General features: G+C 46.7%; 12 protein-coding genes, 3 tRNA genes and 3 rRNA genes. 5 read left to right on the top strand and 13 right to left on the bottom strand.

What is annotated here, in order from left to right:
- Positions 1–9: 9 nt before the first annotated feature.
- Positions 10–1263 carry a diaminopimelate decarboxylase gene (gene lysA, locus C1S73_RS11165; RefSeq protein WP_038872508.1) on the bottom strand — a complete coding sequence of 418 codons (1254 nt, stop codon included), beginning with the start codon at positions 1261–1263 and terminating at the stop codon, positions 10–12.
- Positions 1264–1324: 61 nt separating this feature from the next.
- On the bottom strand, positions 1325–1441 hold the full coding sequence (gene lptM / locus C1S73_RS28300) for an LPS translocon maturation chaperone LptM (RefSeq protein WP_005533626.1): 117 nt from the start codon (positions 1439–1441) through the stop codon (positions 1325–1327).
- A gap of 74 nt (positions 1442–1515) precedes the next feature.
- On the opposite strand from lptM, the gene cyaY reads away from it, so the two are divergent.
- On the top strand, positions 1516–1830 hold the full coding sequence (cyaY, locus tag C1S73_RS11155; protein WP_038872506.1) for an iron donor protein CyaY: 315 nt from the start codon (positions 1516–1518) through the stop codon (positions 1828–1830).
- Between the two features lie 75 nt (positions 1831–1905).
- On the opposite strand, the gene C1S73_RS11150 is transcribed toward cyaY, so the two are convergent.
- Complete coding sequence (locus C1S73_RS11150) at positions 1906–4434, bottom strand: class I adenylate cyclase (RefSeq protein ID WP_038872503.1); 2529 nt, start codon at positions 4432–4434, stop codon at positions 1906–1908.
- A 347-nt stretch (positions 4435–4781) separates the two neighbouring features.
- Between C1S73_RS11150 and hemC the strand changes: the two genes are divergently transcribed.
- The 4 genes from hemC to C1S73_RS11130 are packed head-to-tail and all read left to right on the top strand — an operon-like array spanning position 4782 to position 8861.
- Positions 4782–5720 carry a hydroxymethylbilane synthase gene (gene hemC, locus C1S73_RS11145; protein WP_038872501.1) on the top strand — a complete coding sequence of 313 codons (939 nt, stop codon included), beginning with the start codon at positions 4782–4784 and terminating at the stop codon, positions 5718–5720.
- Positions 5721–5722: 2 nt separating this feature from the next.
- Complete coding sequence (locus C1S73_RS11140) at positions 5723–6451, top strand: uroporphyrinogen-III synthase (protein ID WP_038872498.1); 729 nt, start codon at positions 5723–5725, stop codon at positions 6449–6451.
- A 17-nt stretch (positions 6452–6468) separates the two neighbouring features.
- Positions 6469–7680 carry a uroporphyrinogen-III C-methyltransferase gene (locus tag C1S73_RS11135; RefSeq protein ID WP_038872495.1) on the top strand — a complete coding sequence of 404 codons (1212 nt, stop codon included), beginning with the start codon at positions 6469–6471 and terminating at the stop codon, positions 7678–7680.
- Positions 7680–8861: a heme biosynthesis protein HemY gene (locus C1S73_RS11130; RefSeq protein ID WP_038872494.1), complete on the top strand. Its 1182-nt coding sequence runs from the start codon at positions 7680–7682 to the stop codon at positions 8859–8861. The genes C1S73_RS11135 and C1S73_RS11130 overlap by 1 nt, the downstream gene beginning before the upstream one ends.
- Before the next feature lie 718 nt (positions 8862–9579).
- Here the strand turns inward: C1S73_RS11130 and C1S73_RS11125 are convergent.
- The 10 genes from C1S73_RS11125 to C1S73_RS11075 form a co-directional block, all read right to left on the bottom strand.
- Positions 9580–9670 (bottom strand) — tRNA-Ser (locus C1S73_RS11125).
- A gap of 90 nt (positions 9671–9760) precedes the next feature.
- Positions 9761–9877 (bottom strand): 5S ribosomal RNA (gene rrf / locus C1S73_RS11120).
- 93 nt (positions 9878–9970) lie between these two features.
- Positions 9971–12862: ribosomal RNA gene (locus tag C1S73_RS11115) — 23S ribosomal RNA — on the bottom strand.
- Between the two features lie 291 nt (positions 12863–13153).
- Positions 13154–13229: transfer RNA gene (locus C1S73_RS11110), tRNA-Ala, on the bottom strand.
- A 39-nt stretch (positions 13230–13268) separates the two neighbouring features.
- Positions 13269–13345 (bottom strand) — tRNA-Ile (locus C1S73_RS11105).
- 65 nt (positions 13346–13410) lie between these two features.
- Positions 13411–14963 (bottom strand): 16S ribosomal RNA (locus C1S73_RS11100).
- The 16S, 23S and 5S rRNA genes sit together here with 3 tRNA genes alongside, the layout of an rRNA operon.
- Before the next feature lie 537 nt (positions 14964–15500).
- Positions 15501–16214 (bottom strand): NAD(P)H-flavin reductase, encoded by a 714-nt coding sequence (gene fre / locus C1S73_RS11090; protein WP_038868577.1) that lies wholly within the window; start codon positions 16212–16214, stop codon positions 15501–15503.
- 14 nt (positions 16215–16228) lie between these two features.
- The gene (locus tag C1S73_RS11085; protein WP_038868578.1) at positions 16229–16498 is read right to left on the bottom strand and encodes a 2Fe-2S iron-sulfur cluster-binding protein; all 270 of its coding nucleotides are present in this window, start codon (positions 16496–16498) and stop codon (positions 16229–16231) included.
- Complete coding sequence (gene ubiD, locus C1S73_RS11080; protein ID WP_038868579.1) at positions 16495–18348, bottom strand: 4-hydroxy-3-polyprenylbenzoate decarboxylase; 1854 nt, start codon at positions 18346–18348, stop codon at positions 16495–16497. Before ubiD ends, C1S73_RS11085 begins: the two co-directional genes overlap by 4 nt.
- A 136-nt stretch (positions 18349–18484) precedes the next feature.
- Complete coding sequence (locus C1S73_RS11075) at positions 18485–19477, bottom strand: hypothetical protein (protein ID WP_038868580.1); 993 nt, start codon at positions 19475–19477, stop codon at positions 18485–18487.
- Between the last annotated feature and the right edge of the window lie 30 nt (positions 19478–19507).

Raw genomic sequence — 19507 nt, 5'->3', positions numbered from 1 at the left:
TGTTGTGTGTTACTCCGGTAGAATCTGTTCCAGCTGCCACAAACTGGTCAGCTCCTCACGCTGGCGAACAAGATGGCTTTGGTTACCATCCACCATTACTTCCGCCGCTCGGGTACGCGTATTGTAGTTCGAAGACATCACAAAACCATAGGCGCCTGCAGAGCGAACCGCGAGTAGATCACCTTCTTGCAGTACTAGCGCTCGATCTTTGCCCAAGAAATCGCCAGTTTCACAGATAGGCCCCACCAAATCGTAAGTTTGTGCTTCACCTGCTCGTGGTGAGACTGGCACGATATCTTGCCATGCTTGGTAAAGTGCTGGACGCATCAAGTCGTTCATTGCCGCATCAATAATGGCAAAGTTTTTGTGCTCAGTGTGTTTTAGGAATTCCACGCGCGTTAACAAAATACCCGCATTCGCGGCAATCGCACGACCTGGTTCGAAGATCAGCTCTAGCTCTTGGTGGTTCTCTAATCGGCTTAGCAACGCTTTCGCGTAATCCGAAGGCTGTGGTGGCAATTCATCACGATATACCACGCCTAGACCACCACCAACGTCCAGATGACGGATGTTGATGCCTTGTGCTTTCAGATCATCAATCAACGCTAATAGACGGTCTGTAGCGTCAATGAAAGGTTCAATCTCAGTCAGCTGAGAACCAATGTGGCAGTCGATACCTTGCACATTGAGATTTGGTAAGCTCTGAGCAAATTTATATACTGCCGGAGCACGGTCAAAAGCGATGCCAAACTTGTTGTCACGCAGACCAGTCGAAATATAAGGGTGCGTTTTTGCATCTACGTCAGGGTTAATTCGTAGAGAAATCGGTGCAACCACACCTAGCTCGCCCGCGACTTTGTTCAAGCGCTCTAGCTCAGGTTCTGATTCCACGTTGAAGCATTTAATACCCAACTCCAGTGCGCGTTTCATTTCTGCCGGCGTTTTACCAACGCCTGAGAACACAACCTTCTTCGCATCACCGCCAGCCGCGATAACACGCTCAAGCTCACCACCCGATACAATATCAAAGCCTGAGCCTAAACGAGCCAGTGCATTCAATACGCCAAGGTTGGAGTTTGCTTTTACTGCATAACAAACAAGATGAGGATGCTGACCCACAGCGCTATCAAACGCATTCCAGTGACGCTCTAGCGTTGCACGTGAGTAAACATAGAGAGGAGTGCCATGCTGCGCGGCAAGATCGTGGAGTGAGACGTCTTCGGCCCAAAGCTGGCCATCATCCTGATAGTTGAAGTAATCCAAAATTCGCTTCCCTTAATTAATTCGACTGCTAAACCCTGTTTTCACCCTAAGGTGTGGCTGATTATTGTGACTGCTCGTTTTGTTGAGCGTCATCTGGGATGTAAAGTGAGCCTGATTGGCCGCAACCGGCCAGTGTCGCTGCAACCATCACAAACAACACAGTAAGTAATTTTTTCATTTTGCATATCGTGATTATTAAACCAATGCCCCCTATAATCGCACCACACTCAGGAAAAGCAATAGGATAGACGGATGAACGATACTGAATTTCATCAACTAGTGGACGCACAGATGCAAATCATCGAAGAATCCATCGATGAATCAGGCGCAGACATTGATTACGAAGTCACTGGCAACGTAATGACATTAGAATTTGAAGACCGCAGCCAAATCATCATTAACCGCCAAGAGCCAATGCATGAGATTTGGTTAGCGTCGAAATCTGGTGGCTTCCATTTCAAGCTACTCGAGAACAAATGGACTTGCTCAAAAACAGGCATGGAACTGTTTGAAATGGTGAAAGAAGAGTGTGAAAAGCACGCTGGCGAAACCATTGATTGGCCATAAGCAAAATGAGTATTTGTGACGACCAGTCACCTAAACGAAAAAAGAGCACCGAGGTGCTCTTTTTTATTATTCGTTTTACGCATTTACCGCTTTAGTTGGACGAGTTGGCGTACAGCCATCATTACGGTAAGGGATAATGTAGGTATTCCCTTCTTCCGGATGAATGATTTGGTAGTACTGCGGCAAATTAAAGTTAATGAACTTTGACGATACACGACTGTCATCTTTCACCGAGGTGTAGAAGCTGTTCACTGACGCAATCATTTCATCTTTCGAACCACTGAATTGGTGGTAAACCTCAACTTGGTTTGACTCATCTAATACGTAGATGTTGAAACCATCGTCAGTGTCTTCAAAGAAGAACTGCACTAAACCTTCACTCGCAAAGCCATCTACGACTTCTGGTAGCTGGTACTCTTGCTCACGATCCAGCATCAACAGCGGCGAACCTTTCAGCTTGTTGGTTGAAATGCTGCGGTAGAAATCAACTGAGTTCTCGAGTTTCTGAACCGATACGCCACGACGCTCAAAGAACAAACCATAAGTTTGGTTGGCAAGACGTATGGCTTTAAAGCGACGGCGTTTCTCTTGCTCAACAGGCTTCAAACGTAAGTCGATACACTCAGCTAACAGTTGGTAAACCATATTACGCATCACGCCACGCATGTTCTTCGCGTAACAGAATACATCCACCGATTCTGGCGGAATCGCGTCTTGGTGCATTTTGCCAAGAATGGTCTTCAATGCATCCAACATCGCGGTTTCACCTTTGAAGTGCAGTGTACGCACTTCGTGCCATGAGTTGCGATAAACTAAATCAACACTGCCGACCAAGTTAATTTGTTCAGGACCAAAGCTGAAGATATCGGTGTTCTTCACATCCACTTTGAGTGAGCGGCCAGACAGCTCTGCCGTTGGGTCATTTTCAAAGTTGATGAACATCGCCATCTGACTAATTTCACACGGACTACCCAACGCTTGCATGGTTGGGCGACGCTTGCGTAACGAGAAGGTGTTACGTAGGTCACTCACCATTTGGTAGAACTTATCGATGTCTAACTGCGCCTCACGCACCACCGCGTGCAAACGCGTTGACTCGGTAATCAAACCGTTGAAGAACGCCCAAGAAACCAACTTACTCAAATACTCATGGTGCTCAAGGCAAGGCTGACCAAGAATACGGTGTGCAATCAAAGGCTGCTTGTATAAGTACCAACCTGACTTGTTAACTCCACCTTCTTTTACTTCGATGAAACTCAAGTCTGGCTCATGAAGATCTGGAGAGATCTGCGGGTTAAGTAAGGTAACTTTACCCGGCAGCACTTCGAATGCCGCGTACAGCTTACGAGCAAGAATACTGATGTCTTGCGGGCTGATCGCCGAAGTAATGTCGTTACGACGCGCAAACTGAATCAAGTTACGGTAGCTTTGCATCAAAGCATCCAACAATGCATGGTGCACCACTTTCACTTGTTCTACTTTCCAGTTACGGCGATCGTCGAGTTCTGCCAGTACCGCTTCATCCCAATGCCATTTCGCAATCATGTCGCTTAAGGCTTCACGGCGCCACGCTACAGAACCTACATCAGGTTCACGAGACAGCTTTTCATGGGTTTTAAGGTAGAAACAGCGGCGAACTAAATCCAAACGTGTGTCGTCTTGGATTCGCTCTAGGTAACGCGTTACTTTCTCTAGCATCAAGTAATATGCATCCATGCCGTACAAGTCAGGCTCATGGGCAAAGAAGCGACGTTTAGTGTCGATGCTAAGAAGCTGTGTGTGCGGGTATTCCCACGAGTAAGCTTCAAGCAAGATCGCTTTCAACACGGATTTGTAAGGAGAATCGATACTCTTATACAGCTGCCACAAGTTCGAGCCAAAGTACTCTTCAGCAGGAATGCGGTTAAGCTGACCAAAGTTGATCCACTCATCACAATTGATATAGCCATCTTTACAAAGCTGTGCAACGTACTCGTCGTAACACTCTTCCATTTCTGGTGGCACGATTTGCCACAACAAACGCTGTCCAGCCAGACGTACTGCAGAACGGTAGAATTCATCCAGCAATAATAAATGCTGAGAAGAACCACAGTTATCGCCAGTCATCTCTTCAGAACGGTTGCTACGAAAACGCTCTTCATCCATTAAGAAGAAGTTCGCTTCCACACCTTGGCTTTGAGCCCAGTCGGTGATCAGCAAGCATTTGTTGGTCAGCAGCTCGCGTTGGTCGTTATCCATCTCCGGTGAGATACACACCCAAATATCCAAATCACTTGAAGTACTTTGACCAATAGAAGAGGTACTGCCCATAGTGTACAAACCTAAGATCGCAGGTAGCTCTGCTGTCTTAAGCGCTTGCCCAATCGTCAGTTGAGTATCATCAAGGAATCGTTGTTGGAGTTCGTTCAGCTCTAGACCAAACACACCATAAGGTACGTCAGCATCGTAGTAGCCAGGAATAACAGGATGGTTGTAGTTCAACAAGGCAGGAATCAAGTGGAAGACTTGCTGGCTTTGCGAATCCATAAGCGCCAGCGCACGGTCGATCCGTTGCTGGTTCAGGTTATCTAGTCGCTGAATAAGTTTTTGGGTGTAAGCCTGCAAGGGAAGTTCCTTGGTTGAACAATCACGAAAATCTGCTGATGTTTTAAACCAAAAAGGTCTAAAAACGTGATCAATTTAACACTTTCATCAGAGTTGGTAAAGATTTCCACCCGCAAATAGTTGCGGTTTCAAAACCCCACACTAGTCGCAAAATTGATAGCGCAGTAGTGTCGCTCGTATTCGCCTCTAACTAATAATAGTCCTTAGTCTAAATGAGAATCCAGTCACACTATTTCCATAATGCAATGTAATTCCATTCATGACACCAAGAGAAGCCTAACTAACATTAAGATTTTCACGCGTTGAGTGTTACGATTAAGCAAAACTTAAACAGCATTGAGAAGACCATGACACAATCCACGCCAATTCGCATTGCAACTCGAAAAAGCCCTCTTGCTCTATGGCAAGCACACTTTGTAAAAGACGCACTTCAAGCCGCTCATCCAGGTCTTGAGGTGGAACTCGTCACTATGGTGACCAAAGGCGACATCATTTTGGATACGCCGCTAGCAAAAGTTGGTGGTAAAGGCTTGTTCGTTAAAGAGTTAGAAGTGGCGATGCTTGAAGGTCGTGCGGACCTTGCGGTGCACTCAATGAAAGATGTACCAGTAGACTTCCCTGAAGGTCTTGGTTTGGTGACGATTTGTGAACGTGAAGACCCACGTGATGCATTCGTTTCTAACACTTATAATAACATTGATGAGCTGCCACAAGGCGCAGTTGTAGGTACTTGTAGCCTGCGTCGTCAGTGTCAGCTAAAAGAATACCGCCCAGACCTAGTTATCAAAGAATTACGTGGCAACGTAGGCACTCGCCTAGGTAAGCTAGATGCAGGGGAATACGACGCCATCATTCTTGCCGCAGCAGGTCTGAAGCGCCTTGAGCTAGAAGAGCGCATTCGTAGCTTTATCGAGCCAGAGCAATCGCTGCCGGCGGTAGGCCAAGGTGCTGTAGGTATTGAGTGTCGTGTGGATGACGAACGTCTACTTAAACTACTTGAGCCACTAAACCACCAAGATACGGCAGATCGCGTACGTTGTGAGCGTGCGATGAACCTGACCCTTGAAGGCGGTTGTCAGGTGCCAATCGGCAGTTACTCACTGCTTGACGGTGACAACATTTGGCTACGCGCACTGGTTGGCGAGCCTGATGGTAGCCTAATTGTGCGTGGTGAAATTCGTGGTCACCGCAACGATGCCGAAGCACTAGGCGTTCAATTGGCTAACGAGCTACTTGAAGGCGGTGCACGCGACATACTAACCAAGCTGTACGCAGACCACGAATAATCATGGCAGTGTTGGTCACTCGGCCGGGAGAGCAAGGCATCGCACTTTGCTCTCTGCTCGAAAGGCACGGCATTACTGCAATCCATCATCCATTGATCGACATCGTTGCCGATCTCAGCGATACGCACCTCTCCAAATATATCGAAAATGCGCAAATTATTATTGCAGTCAGCCAACATGCGGTGCGATGCGCAGAGAAAATCTTAGAGAACAACGCTAAATCATGGCCCAAGCAGGCTATATACCTTGCCGTTGGTCAAAAAACAGCACACTATTTGAGCAAATGCACTCAACAGAAAGTACACTATCCACAAGTCAGTGATAGTGAGCACTTGTTGCAGCTTCCCGAACTAAACAATGTAGAAAAACAAACAGTTCTAATCCTTCGTGGCAACGGAGGAAGGGAACTGATTAAAGATGCATTGGTGAGACGCGGAGCAAAAGTTAACTATAGTGAGACTTATAAGAGAGAATTTATCCCATTCGATCCAGTAAGCTGTGTCTCATTATGGAAAACCCAACAAATCGACCAGATAATCGTCACCAGTGGTGAACAACTGGATTATTTGTGCAACCAATTGACGTCAGAACAATTGGTTTGGCTTAATCAACAAGAGTTGTATATCCCCAGTCAGCGCATCGCTGACATCGCAATTCAAAGGGGCTTCTCTCAGGTCAGATGTACAGGAAGTGCATCCAACCAAGAATTACTGGCTGCTCTCCAGCCCTAGCTACACAGGATATAGGCATGACAAGTAAAAATAACGACCAAAAAAATAACGATAAAAACCTTTCCGAACAAACTGCATCGGCACCGCTAGCTGAAAAAGACACACCGCAACAAGAATCTGAGCCTAAAAAGGTAGACTCAAAGCCTGCTGAACCAACCAAACCAGCAGAACCAAACAAAGTTGAATTTGAAGAGAAGCAAGGCAAACGCGGCGTGAAGCTGGGTACTGTGGCGATCGTCTTATCACTTATTTTTGGTGGTGGTTTGACATACAAAATGCTCGAACAGCAATCAGAATACCAAACTCAGATCGCTCAGCTTCAGAGCCAACTAGAGCAGGCTCAATCAGCAATGAAACAAGAGCTAAACCAAGTAAAAGAAGAAACTATTGAAAAAGCGACGACAGCAACGCACAAAGCTGAAGTGGTTCTTGGTCAGCAACGAAAAAGTATTGAAAGCCTACAATTGGCAGTGGCCGACGTGAAAGGCCGTCGCCCAAACGATTGGCTGTTAGCAGAAGCTGACTATCTAGTAAAACTGGCTGGTCGTAAGCTGTTTTTAGAGCATGATGTAGAAAGTGCTACTCAATTGATGGAAAGCGCAGACCAGCGTATCGCAGCGCTAAACGATCCCAGCCTTGTAGGTTTGCGTAAAGCAATGGCAAACGACATCACTAAACTACGTGTTGTGCCACTAGTTGACCGTGATGGCCTAGTATTGCGTTTAACGGCACTACAACAGCAAGTAGACAAACTGCCTCTCGCAAATGCATTACTACCTGAAGCTGCAGCGGTTGAGAAGCAACAAGTATCAGAAGATATTGCAAACTGGCAAGATAACCTGATGACCTCACTAAAAGACTTCTCAGAGAACTTCATTACCTTCCGTACACGTGATGGCAATGTAATTCCGTTGCTCTCACCACAACAACACTTCTACTTGAAAGAGAACATCAAAGCCAAGATCGAAACAGCGATTAAATCGGTTTACCAAGAACAAGGGGAAATATACACCACCTCTTTGGAAACCGCGGACAAATGGGCAATGGCATTCTTCAACCAAGATGATAATTCAGTTAAAGAGTTCAACAAATCATTGAGCCAGTTGAGTAAACAAGACATCGAAGTTGAATACCCAGCGAAACTAGAAAGTCAAAACCAGCTATCAGATGTCATTCGCGAGCGCTTACGTCGTGAAGTAACCACAATGACAGGTACGGAGGATAAGTAATGGTTCGTCTTATTTTCCTATTTGTTGTTCTTGGTGCTGGTCTATTCGTTGGCACTCAATTCTCAGGCCAACAAGGCTATGTCCTGATCTCAATTGCCAATAAAACCATTGAGATGAGTGTCACTACCCTAGTGATTTTTGTGATTGCCGCACTGGCTGCATTGTTCCTATTGGAATATGTCGTCAAGAAACTGGTTTACGCAAGCTCAAGCACTTGGAACTACTTTAGCGTCCGTAAAATGCGTCGTTCTCGTCGTTACACCAACGAGGGCATCATCAAGCTACTTGAAGGGGACTGGAAAGGTGCCGAGAAGAAAGTGACACGCTGGGCAAACCATCACGACATGCCGTTGCTTTGCTACCTAGTAGCGTCAGAAGCTGCACAGGGTCAAGGTGACAAAACAAAGCGTGACCAGTACCTAGAGCTAGCAAGCCAACAAGAGAATTCGCACTTAGCAGTAGAGTTGACTCGCGCGAAACAGTTCATTCGTGATAACGAGTTCGAGTCTGCATTCGATACGTTACAAGCACTAAAAGGCCAGTACGCGAATAACTCGATTGTTCTTAACCTGCAAAAGACTACTTACATGCAGCTTAAGCTATGGCAACCACTGATCGATCTAATGCCTCAACTAAGTAAAGCCAAACTGATCACAGAAGAAGAGCAAGCAGGACTAATTCAGAAAGCTCAATGTGGTTTGCTACACGAAGTGGCTCAGCAACAAGGTAGCGAAGGTCTTATCTCACACTGGAACAGTCTGCCACGTAAGGTAAAACAAGACGCTCACCTGATCGGTTGTTTTGCTCACGAGCTCATCTCACGCAAAGCAGATGCCGAAGCCTTCACTGTGATCAAAGAAGCACTGAAGAAGAGCCCAACACCTGAACTATACCAATTACTGCCAGAGCTAAACCTACCAGATAGCCACCCAGTGATTGTTTTCCTTGAAGGTGTCTTGAAACGTGAACCAGAAAATGCAGCAGCACAAAGTGCATTGGCACACTTCTTCTTCCGCCAAGAGAAATGGCAAGAAGCACAAGAACATTTCGAAGTTGCGCTAAAGCTTCGCTCAGACGTTTCTGACTATGCTTACCTAGCAGACACACTGGAGAAGCAAAACCTAACTAAAGCGGCTCACGAAGTCTCTCGTAAAGCTCTAACGCTAGTTCAAAACAACTAAGCGGCTCAGAAAGCAGAAAGCCGACAGTTTACTGTCGGCTTTTTTATTACCTGCAATTTATCAAAACCCTTCATAGTTTCAACGTGAACGTTCCTCTACCACCTAAAAGCAACGAGACTCCATCACCGATGGCTTTTGTCACTCATACCCACGAGACTTCCTTATCTCATTGATAACCAAGTGAAGCTACTTCAATCATTTTCTGCAAAGCAGATTTGTTGAACCTCAATATCTAGGAAGACAGTTCGACACTCGCAGAACATAACTATATTGGATAGATATAGAGAATATACGAGTACATGAGCTATCTGACGTTATGTACTCAGCTCGATGGAGGAAAGCTCCATACAACGCTTAAATAACGTTTATTGTAAAAGCTAAAGCAAAGTAGTCATATTAATCAGCAGTAAGTCAGAGACCGCTTAAAAGCGCTAACTCACATTGAAGACAGTAGCGAATAGAAACGCACTTCTGTTAACAAAAGCCCTGTATCAATAGGGGTACGACAAGCAGGCTTAACAAACTTCTATAGATATTCAGAGAGTGGTTAGATGTTCTAGAAAGATTTATTCGGAATTGAATAATAAAAGAGTAATTAACTGTTATCGTTGTTATCGGTGCTAATGTTTGGCTAAGAGGTTAATTCAAATACTTTAAGTTATTTCCAAGCATCAGAAATGAAAAAAGCCTCGCTATTTCTAGCGAGGCTTCTTAATAGTGGCGGAGAGATAGGGATTTGAACCCTAGGTACGCTATTAACGTACGCCGGTTTTCAAGACCGGTGCTTTCAACCACTCAGCCATCTCTCCACAAATTGTTACTAAAACTTAGTCTTACTTAAATAATGCTAAATCTCAGTTTTGCCTTTAGATTTTTTAAAATCTAAAAACAGTAAGCAAGCCTGGCGATGTCCTACTCTCACATGGGGAAGCCCCACACTACCATCGGCGCTAATTCGTTTCACTTCTGAGTTCGGAATGGAAGTCAGGTGGGTCCAAATCGCTATGGTCGCCAAGCAAATTCTTTAATCTGGAAAACTGATTTTAAGTTCTATTTATACACATTCAATCGTTCTTGCATTGAGTCCATCAAAACCCCTTGGGTGTTGTATGGTTAAGCCTCACGGGCAATTAGTACAGGTTAGCTCAACGCCTCACAACGCTTACACACCCTGCCTATCAACGTTCTAGTCTCGAACAACCCTTTAGGATACTTAAAGTATCAGGGAAGACTCATCTCAGGGCTCGCTTCCCGCTTAGATGCTTTCAGCGGTTATCGATTCCGAACTTAGCTACCGGGCAATGCGTCTGGCGACACAACCCGAACACCAGAGGTTCGTCCACTCCGGTCCTCTCGTACTAGGAGCAGCCCCCTTCAATCTTCCAACGCCCACGGCAGATAGGGACCGAACTGTCTCACGACGTTCTAAACCCAGCTCGCGTACCACTTTAAATGGCGAACAGCCATACCCTTGGGACCGACTTCAGCCCCAGGATGTGATGAGCCGACATCGAGGTGCCAAACACCGCCGTCGATATGAACTCTTGGGCGGTATCAGCCTGTTATCCCCGGAGTACCTTTTATCCGTTGAGCGATGGCCCTTCCATACAGAACCACCGGATCACTATGACCTGCTTTCGCACCTGCTCGAATTGTCATTCTCGCAGTCAAGCGGGCTTATGCCATTGCACTAACCTCACGATGTCCAACCGTGATTAGCCCACCTTCGTGCTCCTCCGTTACTCTTTGGGAGGAGACCGCCCCAGTCAAACTACCCACCAGGCACTGTCCGCAACCCCGATAAGGGGTCGACGTTAGAACATCAACACTACAAGGGTGGTATTTCAAGGACGGCTCCACACAATCTAGCGACTGTGCTTCAAAGCCTCCCACCTATCCTACACATGTAGGGTCAATGTTCAGTGCCAAGCTGTAGTAAAGGTTCACGGGGTCTTTCCGTCTAGCCGCGGGTACACTGCATCTTCACAGCGATTTCAATTTCACTGAGTCTCGGGTGGAGACAGCGTGGCCATCATTACGCCATTCGTGCAGGTCGGAACTTACCCGACAAGGAATTTCGCTACCTTAGGACCGTTATAGTTACGGCCGCCGTTTACCGGGGCTTCGATCAAGAGCTTCGACCGAAGTCTAACCCCATCAATTAACCTTCCGGCACCGGGCAGGCGTCACACCGTATACGTCATCTTACGATTTTGCACAGTGCTGTGTTTTTAATAAACAGTTGCAGCCACCTGGTATCTGCGACTCTCGTCAGCTCCATCCGCGAGGGACTTCACCATCAAGAGCGTACCTTCTCCCGAAGTTACGGTACCATTTTGCCTAGTTCCTTCACCCGAGTTCTCTCAAGCGCCTTGGTATTCTCTACCCGACCACCTGTGTCGGTTTGGGGTACGATTCCTTACAATCTGAAGCTTAGAGGCTTTTCCTGGAAGCATGGCATCAATGACTTCACTACCGTAGTAGCTCGACGTCGTGTCTCAGCCTTAAGAAGAGCCGGATTTACCTAACTCTTCAGCCTACGCACTTGAACCTGGACAACCGTCGCCAGGCCCACCTAGCCTTCTCCGTCCCCCCATCGCAATTGTAAGAAGTACGGGAATATTAACCCGTTTCCCATCGACTACGCCTTTCGGCCTCGCCTTAGGGGTCGACTTACCCTGCCCCGATTAACGTTGGACAGGAACCCTTGGTCTTCCGGCGAGGAGGTTTTTCACCCCCTTTATCGTTACTCATGTCAGCATTCGCACTTCTGATACCTCCAGCATGCTTTACAACACACCTTCAACGGCTTACAGAACGCTCCCCTACCCAATGAAGTAAAACTTCATTGCCGCAGCTTCGGTTTATTACTTAGCCCCGTTACATCTTCCGCGCAGGCCGACTCGACCAGTGAGCTATTACGCTTTCTTTAAATGATGGCTGCTTCTAAGCCAACATCCTGGCTGTCTGAGCCTTCCCACATCGTTTCCCACTTAGTAATAATTTGGGACCTTAGCTGGCGGTCTGGGTTGTTTCCCTCTCCACGACGGACGTTAGCACCCGCCGTGTGTCTCCCGGATAGTACTTACTGGTATTCGGAGTTTGCAAAGGGTTGGTAAGTCGGGATGACCCCCTAGCCTTAACAGTGCTCTACCCCCAGTAGTATTCGTCCGAGGCGCTACCTAAATAGCTTTCGGGGAGAACCAGCTATCTCCAGGTTTGATTGGCCTTTCACCCCTAGCCACAAGTCATCCGCTAATTTTTCAACATTAGTCGGTTCGGTCCTCCAATTGATGTTACTCAATCTTCAACCTGCCCATGGCTAGATCACCTGGTTTCGGGTCTATATCCAGCGACTAAGTCGCGCAGTTAACACTCGCTTTCGCTACGGCTCCCCTAGATGGTTAACCTTGCCACTGAATATAAGTCGCTGACCCATTATACAAAAGGTACGCAGTCACACCACGAAGGTGCTCCTACTGCTTGTACGTACACGGTTTCAGGTTCTATTTCACTCCCCTCACAGGGGTTCTTTTCGCCTTTCCCTCACGGTACTGGTTCACTATCGGTCAGTCAGTAGTATTTAGCCTTGGAGGATGGTCCCCCCATATTCAGACAGGATATCACGTGTCCCGCCCTACTCGATTTCACTGAATGTGCGTTGTCAACTACGGGGCTATCACCCTTTATTGCCGGACTTTCCAGACCGTTCGTCTAACGCATATAAAGCTTAAGGGCTAGTCCAATTTCGCTCGCCGCTACTTTCGGAATCTCGGTTGATTTCTTTTCCTCGGGGTACTTAGATGTTTCAGTTCCCCCGGTTCGCCTCGCTGCGCTATGTATTCACGCAGCGATACTAGCTTATGCTAGTGGGTTTCCCCATTCGGAAATCCCAGACTCAAGTGGTTTTTACTACCTAATCTGGGCTTATCGCAAGTTAATACGTCCTTCATCGCCTCTGACTGCCAAGGCATCCACCGTGTACGCTTAGTCACTTAACCATACAACCCGAAGGAGTTTCGAGTTGATAATCAAATCACCAAAGTTGTCTCTCATTATTTGAATGAGCGAGAGACATTTCGATTTTGCCGGACTCAATTTCGAATAATCACTTTAAAAGTGATATTCCCAAGAACACTTGAATGTGTTTTTTGGTGTTTGTCATAAAGACAAACATTGAGAACTTTACAAACAATCTTAAAGATTGTTTTGTCAGCTTTCCAAATTGTTAAAGAGCTAGATTTTCTGATGAAAACCATTTTTAAAGATTCTTTTTCAAGAACACTTAAAGATGGTGGAGCTATGCGGGATCGAACCGCAGACCTCCTGCGTGCAAGGCAGGCGCTCTCCCAGCTGAGCTATAGCCCCATCAAGGTGTCGATACTGCATACCAATTTCAAAAGAAATTGGTGGGTCTGAGTGGACTCGAACCACCGACCTCTCGCTTATCAGGCGAACGCTCTAACCACCTGAGCTACAGACCCAGTATCGTCTCTTACTTATAAACCGTATCAATCTGTGTGGACACTCATCGTGAGTAATCATCGTATAAGGAGGTGATCCAGCGCCAGGTTCCCCTAGCGCTACCTTGTTACGACTTCACCCCAGTCATGAACCACAAAGTGGTAAGCGTCCTCCCGAAGGTTAAACTACCTACTTCTTTTGCAGCCCACTCCCATGGTGTGACGGGCGGTGTGTACAAGGCCCGGGAACGTATTCACCGTGGCATTCTGATCCACGATTACTAGCGATTCCGACTTCATGGAGTCGAGTTGCAGACTCCAATCCGGACTACGACGCACTTTTTGGGATTCGCTCACTATCGCTAGCTTGCTGCCCTCTGTATGCGCCATTGTAGCACGTGTGTAGCCCTACTCGTAAGGGCCATGATGACTTGACGTCGTCCCCACCTTCCTCCGGTTTATCACCGGCAGTCTCCCTGGAGTTCCCGACATTACTCGCTGGCAAACAAGGATAAGGGTTGCGCTCGTTGCGGGACTTAACCCAACATTTCACAACACGAGCTGACGACAGCCATGCAGCACCTGTCTCAGAGTTCCCGAAGGCACCAATCCATCTCTGGAAAGTTCTCTGGATGTCAAGAGTAGGTAAGGTTCTTCGCGTTGCATCGAATTAAACCACATGCTCCACCGCTTGTGCGGGCCCCCGTCAATTCATTTGAGTTTTAATCTTGCGACCGTACTCCCCAGGCGGTCTACTTAACGCGTTAGCTCCGAAAGCCACGGCTCAAGGCCACAACCTCCAAGTAGACATCGTTTACGGCGTGGACTACCAGGGTATCTAATCCTGTTTGCTCCCCACGCTTTCGCATCTGAGTGTCAGTATCTGTCCAGGGGGCCGCCTTCGCCACCGGTATTCCTTCAGATCTCTACGCATTTCACCGCTACACCTGAAATTCTACCCCCCTCTACAGTACTCTAGTCTGCCAGTTTCAAATGCTATTCCGAGGTTGAGCCCCGGGCTTTCACATCTGACTTAACAAACCACCTGCATGCGCTTTACGCCCAGTAATTCCGATTAACGCTCGCACCCTCCGTATTACCGCGGCTGCTGGCACGGAGTTAGCCGGTGCTTCTTCTGTCGCTAACGTCAAATGATAGTGCTATTAACACTACCACCTTCCTCACGACTGAAAGTGCTTTACAACCCGAAGGCCTTCTTCACACACGCGGCATGGCTGCATCAGGCTTGCGCCCATTGTGCAATATTCCCCACTGCTGCCTCCCGTAGGAGTCTGGACCGTGTCTCAGTTCCAGTGTGGCTGATCATCCTCTCAGACCAGCTAGGGATCGTCGCCTTGGTGAGCCATTACCTCACCAACTAGCTAATCCCACCTAGGCATATCCTGACGCGAGAGGCCCGAAGGTCCCCCTCTTTGGCCCGTAGGCATTATGCGGTATTAGCCATCGTTTCCAATGGTTATCCCCCACATCAGGGCAATTTCCTAGGCATTACTCACCCGTCCGCCGCTCGACGCCGTTATCGTTCCCCGAAGGTTCAGATAACTCGTTTCCGCTCGACTTGCATGTGTTAGGCCTGCCGCCAGCGTTCAATCTGAGCCATGATCAAACTCTTCAATTTAAGATTTTGTTCGGCTCAACGAATACTGACTTCAAAACTCATCCTTACTCGAAAGTAAGAAGTAATTTTAAAGCTATTATCATTCCAACAGAATGATAATGAATTGACTGTGCCAAGTCCGAAGACTTGATTGGTCACTCAGTTCATTGAAACCTAATTTGAAACTGCTCTTTATTAAGAGAAATTTCTAATTGGATTATCATCAACGAGTGCCCACACAGATTGATAGGTCTATATTGTTAAAGAGCTTGCTTTGCGAGAAGTTTTTTCTCTCAAAGCGGAGGTGCATTCTAGCGAGATAATTGAGAGTGTCAAACACTTTTTTCAATTTATTTTCTCAGAAGCTTTTCACCTCTCCGACCCTGCTGAAGCCTTATCGCGTCTGCCGTGTCGGTGGATGCGCATTATAGGGAACTCAGATCCGTTCGCAACCCTTTTTTGAAAAAAAATGGAAAAAACTAACTGTTCGATGACTATTTCATCAAAAAAGCAAAAAAGAGGGTAAAAAACCCTCTTTTTCTGCCCCAAAAGCTGTATTTAAATGAATGCGTACGCGTCTGCGAACATACGTTCACTCTTCGCTTTCTTGTTCTGGGTGAACTGTTCACGCGCTGCCCCAGCCATTTCAAAGCGGCCAGCAATATAGATATCGTAGTTTTCTAAGCTTTCGAAATCTTCACTCACCGCTTGTAGCACGTTACCAACTTTACCTTGCCAATCGGCAGGTGCTTCTTCTACTACTGGAACAAAGTGAACGTTAGCAAACTTATCGGCAATCTCGGCCAGTTCTTCTTTAGCATAAAGCTGGCAGTTGTCTCGTGCACCCCAGTATAAATAGATAGGGTTGGTTTTGTTCTGTGCAACACAGTGATCCAAAATCGAACGCACGTAACTAAAGCCAGTACCACCAGCAATCAATAATAGCGGGCGCTCGCTTTCTTCTTGAACCCAAGCATCACCATGTGGTGCATCAATTTCGATATGACCATCTGTTTCTAATGCCGATTGCATTGCTTCAACGACTTCTAATGCGTAAGCATTTTGCTCTGCCGCACCGATGTGCAACTCCAGTTCGCCTTCATGACGGCAAGGGCTACTTGCAATAGAGAAAGGGCGTTTGTCTTTTTCACCCATCACTACCATTAGATACTGACCTGCTTTAAAAGGCACAGGAGATTCAGGGTGAAGAAGGATTTGGTAAGTATTACAAGCTAACGGCTCAATAGACTTTACTTTACATTGGATGGTCATGGTGTTCCTCTCGCTTACTCGTCAAAAGTAAGCACTAAATTACTTTCTGTATAGGCTTGGCAAGGGAATATCCAACCTTGCTGTTGCTCTTTTTCGGTTAGCATCGGTTCGAGGTGATAACTCACCTCGCCCGTTAGCTTTTTACACATGCACATGGCGCAAGCGCCAACTTGGCAACGGTGTGGGAAGCGAATATTGTTGTTGAGCGCAGCTTCCAACACTGTCTCCCCTTCTTTTACTTGGAACGTAACGTCCATTGGTAGAAGGTGGACTTGATGATTCATAGAATACCTAACTGGTCCCAAATCTCATCGACTTTAGCCACAAGTTTAGGATCTTTTTTGATAGGCGTACCCCATTCGCGTGTGGCTTCAGATTCAAACTTATTGGTCGCATCGAGCCCAAGTTTAGATGAGCTACCCGCCTTACCACGAACTTGAGTGGTATCTCTGTCTGGATCCATTCGAGTTGTCACAGCCCAAATGATGTCATTCCAATCTTGTGCATTGACGTCATCGTCGCACAAAATAATGAATTTGTTATCCGTGTACCGAGCAAAGAAGTCCCACAGGTATTCCATCAATGCTTGAGATTGACCAGCTTGGTCTTTCTTCATTGTTACAACAGCAAATTGGTTGTTTGCTGTGGCTGGTAGGTAGATATCAACAATCTCAGGACGTTGCTGTTTCAACTCATTCAGTTCTGCTTCGGTAATCGCTTTACTGTCTCGTTCAGCGACCTTGGTTCGCGTCGCCAGCTCGGCATTCCACTTAATGGTTGCATCTAAACCCATCTTGGATCCAAGACCAACCACTGGTGAAGCAAAGTCGAGCGAGTCGATTGGCGTGTTATCTATCATCAAGGTATCACGCACAGGATCCATATGCTCTGACATGGCTTTCACGACATCATTCCAATCTCGTGCGTTTACCGATTCATCGCACACAATAACAAACTTGGTATACATGAATTGACGTAAGAAAGACCACACGCCCATCATTACGCGCTTGGCATGTCCTGGGTACTGCTTCTTAATGGTGACGACTGCCATTCGGTACGAACACCCTTCCGGCGGTAGATAGAAGTCTTCAATCTCTGGGAACTGCTTTTGCAAAATAGGTACAAACACTTCGTTTAATGCCACACCCAATACAGCCGGTTCATCTGGCGGACGACCGGTGTAGGTACTGTGATAAATTGGGTCCTTACGCATAGTAATGTGCGTAATGGTAAATACGTGGTGCTTTTCTTTTTCGTTATAGTAGCCGGTGTGGTCACCGTAAGGGCCTTCATCGGCAAACTCGTTCGGGTCGATATAACCTTCCATAACGATTTCCGCACTCGCTGGCACTTCCAAATCATTACTGATTGACTTCACGACTTCAGTTTTGCTGCCGCGCAGTAAACCAGCAAATGCATATTCCGATAGCGTATCTGGCACGGGTGTTACTGCGCCAAGAATGGTAGCAGGGTCTGCACCAAAAGCGACCGAAACAGGAAAAGGTTTCCCTGGATTGGTTTCCATCCAATCGCGCAGGTCAAGCGCACCACCACGGTGAGCTAACCAACGCATGATAATTTTATTCTTGGCAATTTTCTGCTGGCGATAAATACCTAGGTTCTGACGTTTCTTATTCGGACCTTTAGTCACAGTTAAACCCCACGTAAGCAGTGGCGCAACGTCTTCTGCCCAGCAGCTCATCACTGGGATTTTATCCAAATCGACTTCATCACCTTGCCATACAATGTCTTGGCACGGCGCTTTACGTAGACGCTTGGCTGGCATGTTCAACACTTGCTTGAACACTGGCAGTTTTTCTAAGGCGTCTTTAAAGCCTTTTGGTGGCTCAGGTTCTTTTAAATAAGCCAGCAGCTTACCGACTTCTCTTAATTCTTTAACGTCTTCGCGCCCCATGCCAATTGCGACACGTTCTGGCGTACCAAATAGGTTCGTCAAAACAGGTACGTCGTAGCCAATTGGATTCTCAAACAACAGTGCCGGGCCACCAGCACGCAAGGTGCGGTCACTTATTTCTGTCATTTCGTAAGCGGGATCGACGGGGTGAGTGATGCGTTTAAGTCGACCTTTCTGTTCTAGGTGGTCGATAAATTCGCGTAAATCCTTAAAACTCATAGGCCTTCATGCTGGCTGATTAAATTATTCGCAGTATAACAAATAGGAGGACGCTAAGATCCTCCTATTTTGTGTGGGTATGTGAGCTACGCAGCGACAAGAATCGAGCCTTGAAGAACGCTTAATTCAGGAACAGTTATTCCAAGAACTTTTCAATCTGCCGAGCTTTGACTTGGCGATTGTTTGACACTAACTCTTCCAACCAAGATTGATGCCCTTGTTTCGCTAGCTCTCTGGCCACTAAAGTAGCTTCCTCAGAAAGCGCCATTTTAGCGATCAGAAACTGTTTTACGTCGGAAGTAAGAGGATTGGATCTCGTCAGAAGCTCAATTGCATAGGGTTTTAAAGTTGGATTAACAGTAGAGCTCATCAATTGCTGCAAAGAGAATGCATCACCAACTTCCGCTAACCTTGTAAGCTCAGTTTGGCTGTTGTAATCAGCACGCATTCGCCACAGCAGATCATACATCGCCTCATTTTGACTCACTTGTGCTAAACGTACGACAACGGCGGTAGAAGGTAACCAGCTAGTAACGTTTGCATGAGTTAACTGTTTAGTGATTGCCTCAAGTGCATCTGGAGATAAGCTGTCTAATTCTCGGATCAACAATGCCTCTCGAGCTTGTATTTGCTGCGATGTACCGGTAAGCCAATCTTTAAGGTTGAGTTCTTGGCGCTCTGCTTCCAATACAAACTCCAACGTGCTTTGGTCTTGCTTCCAGCGTTTGATCAAACGGCTTGCCACCGCAGGAAAGTTAAATGCGGGTATGCTGAACTCATAACCATCACCACGCTCAAGCACTTGATAGGTTGGCGTAATACTGATTTGGGATTCGACAAAAATGGCCATTCTTGGCGTAAGGATGATTTCTTGTTGCTCAAGCTTTTCGAGCAAAAGAAAACGGACGACTTCTTGTTGAGGGAAAGCAAGTCGGTCGAGAGCGAATTTAAGCGAGTCGACCTCGTCTCTGACTGCATAATCGAGCAATTCAGATACTTTGGTCTGTATGTGGGTATCCTGAAGCCACTGCTCTACCACGGTTTCCTGCATTTCCTTCGCAGATAACGTTGCGGGTAATGTGATAAGTGACAAGCTCAGGAGTAATGACGACAACATTCCTTGTTGCATGTTAACCTCCCGATAACATTTTCTTCATTC

The sequence above is a fragment of the Vibrio jasicida 090810c genome (assembly GCF_002887615.1).
Taxonomy (GTDB): Bacteria; Pseudomonadota; Gammaproteobacteria; order Enterobacterales; family Vibrionaceae; genus Vibrio; species Vibrio jasicida.
This window is presented reverse-complemented; position numbering and strand designations above follow the sequence as displayed.

Excerpts from the sequence above, each read along its gene's own strand:
- lptM (WP_005533626.1), bottom strand. The coding sequence starts at position 1,441 with ATGAAAAAATTACTTACTGTGTTGTTTGTGATGGTTGCAGCGACACTG.
- cyaY (WP_038872506.1), top strand. The coding sequence starts at position 1,516 with ATGAACGATACTGAATTTCATCAACTAGTGGACGCACAGATGCAAATC.
- hemC (WP_038872501.1), top strand. The coding sequence starts at position 4,782 with ATGACACAATCCACGCCAATTCGCATTGCAACTCGAAAAAGCCCTCTT.
- C1S73_RS11140 (WP_038872498.1), top strand. The coding sequence starts at position 5,723 with ATGGCAGTGTTGGTCACTCGGCCGGGAGAGCAAGGCATCGCACTTTGC.
- C1S73_RS11135 (WP_038872495.1), top strand. The coding sequence starts at position 6,469 with ATGACAAGTAAAAATAACGACCAAAAAAATAACGATAAAAACCTTTCC.
- C1S73_RS11130 (WP_038872494.1), top strand. The coding sequence starts at position 7,680 with ATGGTTCGTCTTATTTTCCTATTTGTTGTTCTTGGTGCTGGTCTATTC.
- fre (WP_038868577.1), bottom strand. The coding sequence starts at position 16,214 with ATGACCATCCAATGTAAAGTAAAGTCTATTGAGCCGTTAGCTTGTAAT.
- C1S73_RS11085 (WP_038868578.1), bottom strand. The coding sequence starts at position 16,498 with ATGAATCATCAAGTCCACCTTCTACCAATGGACGTTACGTTCCAAGTA.
- ubiD (WP_038868579.1), bottom strand. The coding sequence starts at position 18,348 with ATGAGTTTTAAGGATTTACGCGAATTTATCGACCACCTAGAACAGAAA.
- C1S73_RS11075 (WP_038868580.1), bottom strand. The coding sequence starts at position 19,477 with ATGCAACAAGGAATGTTGTCGTCATTACTCCTGAGCTTGTCACTTATC.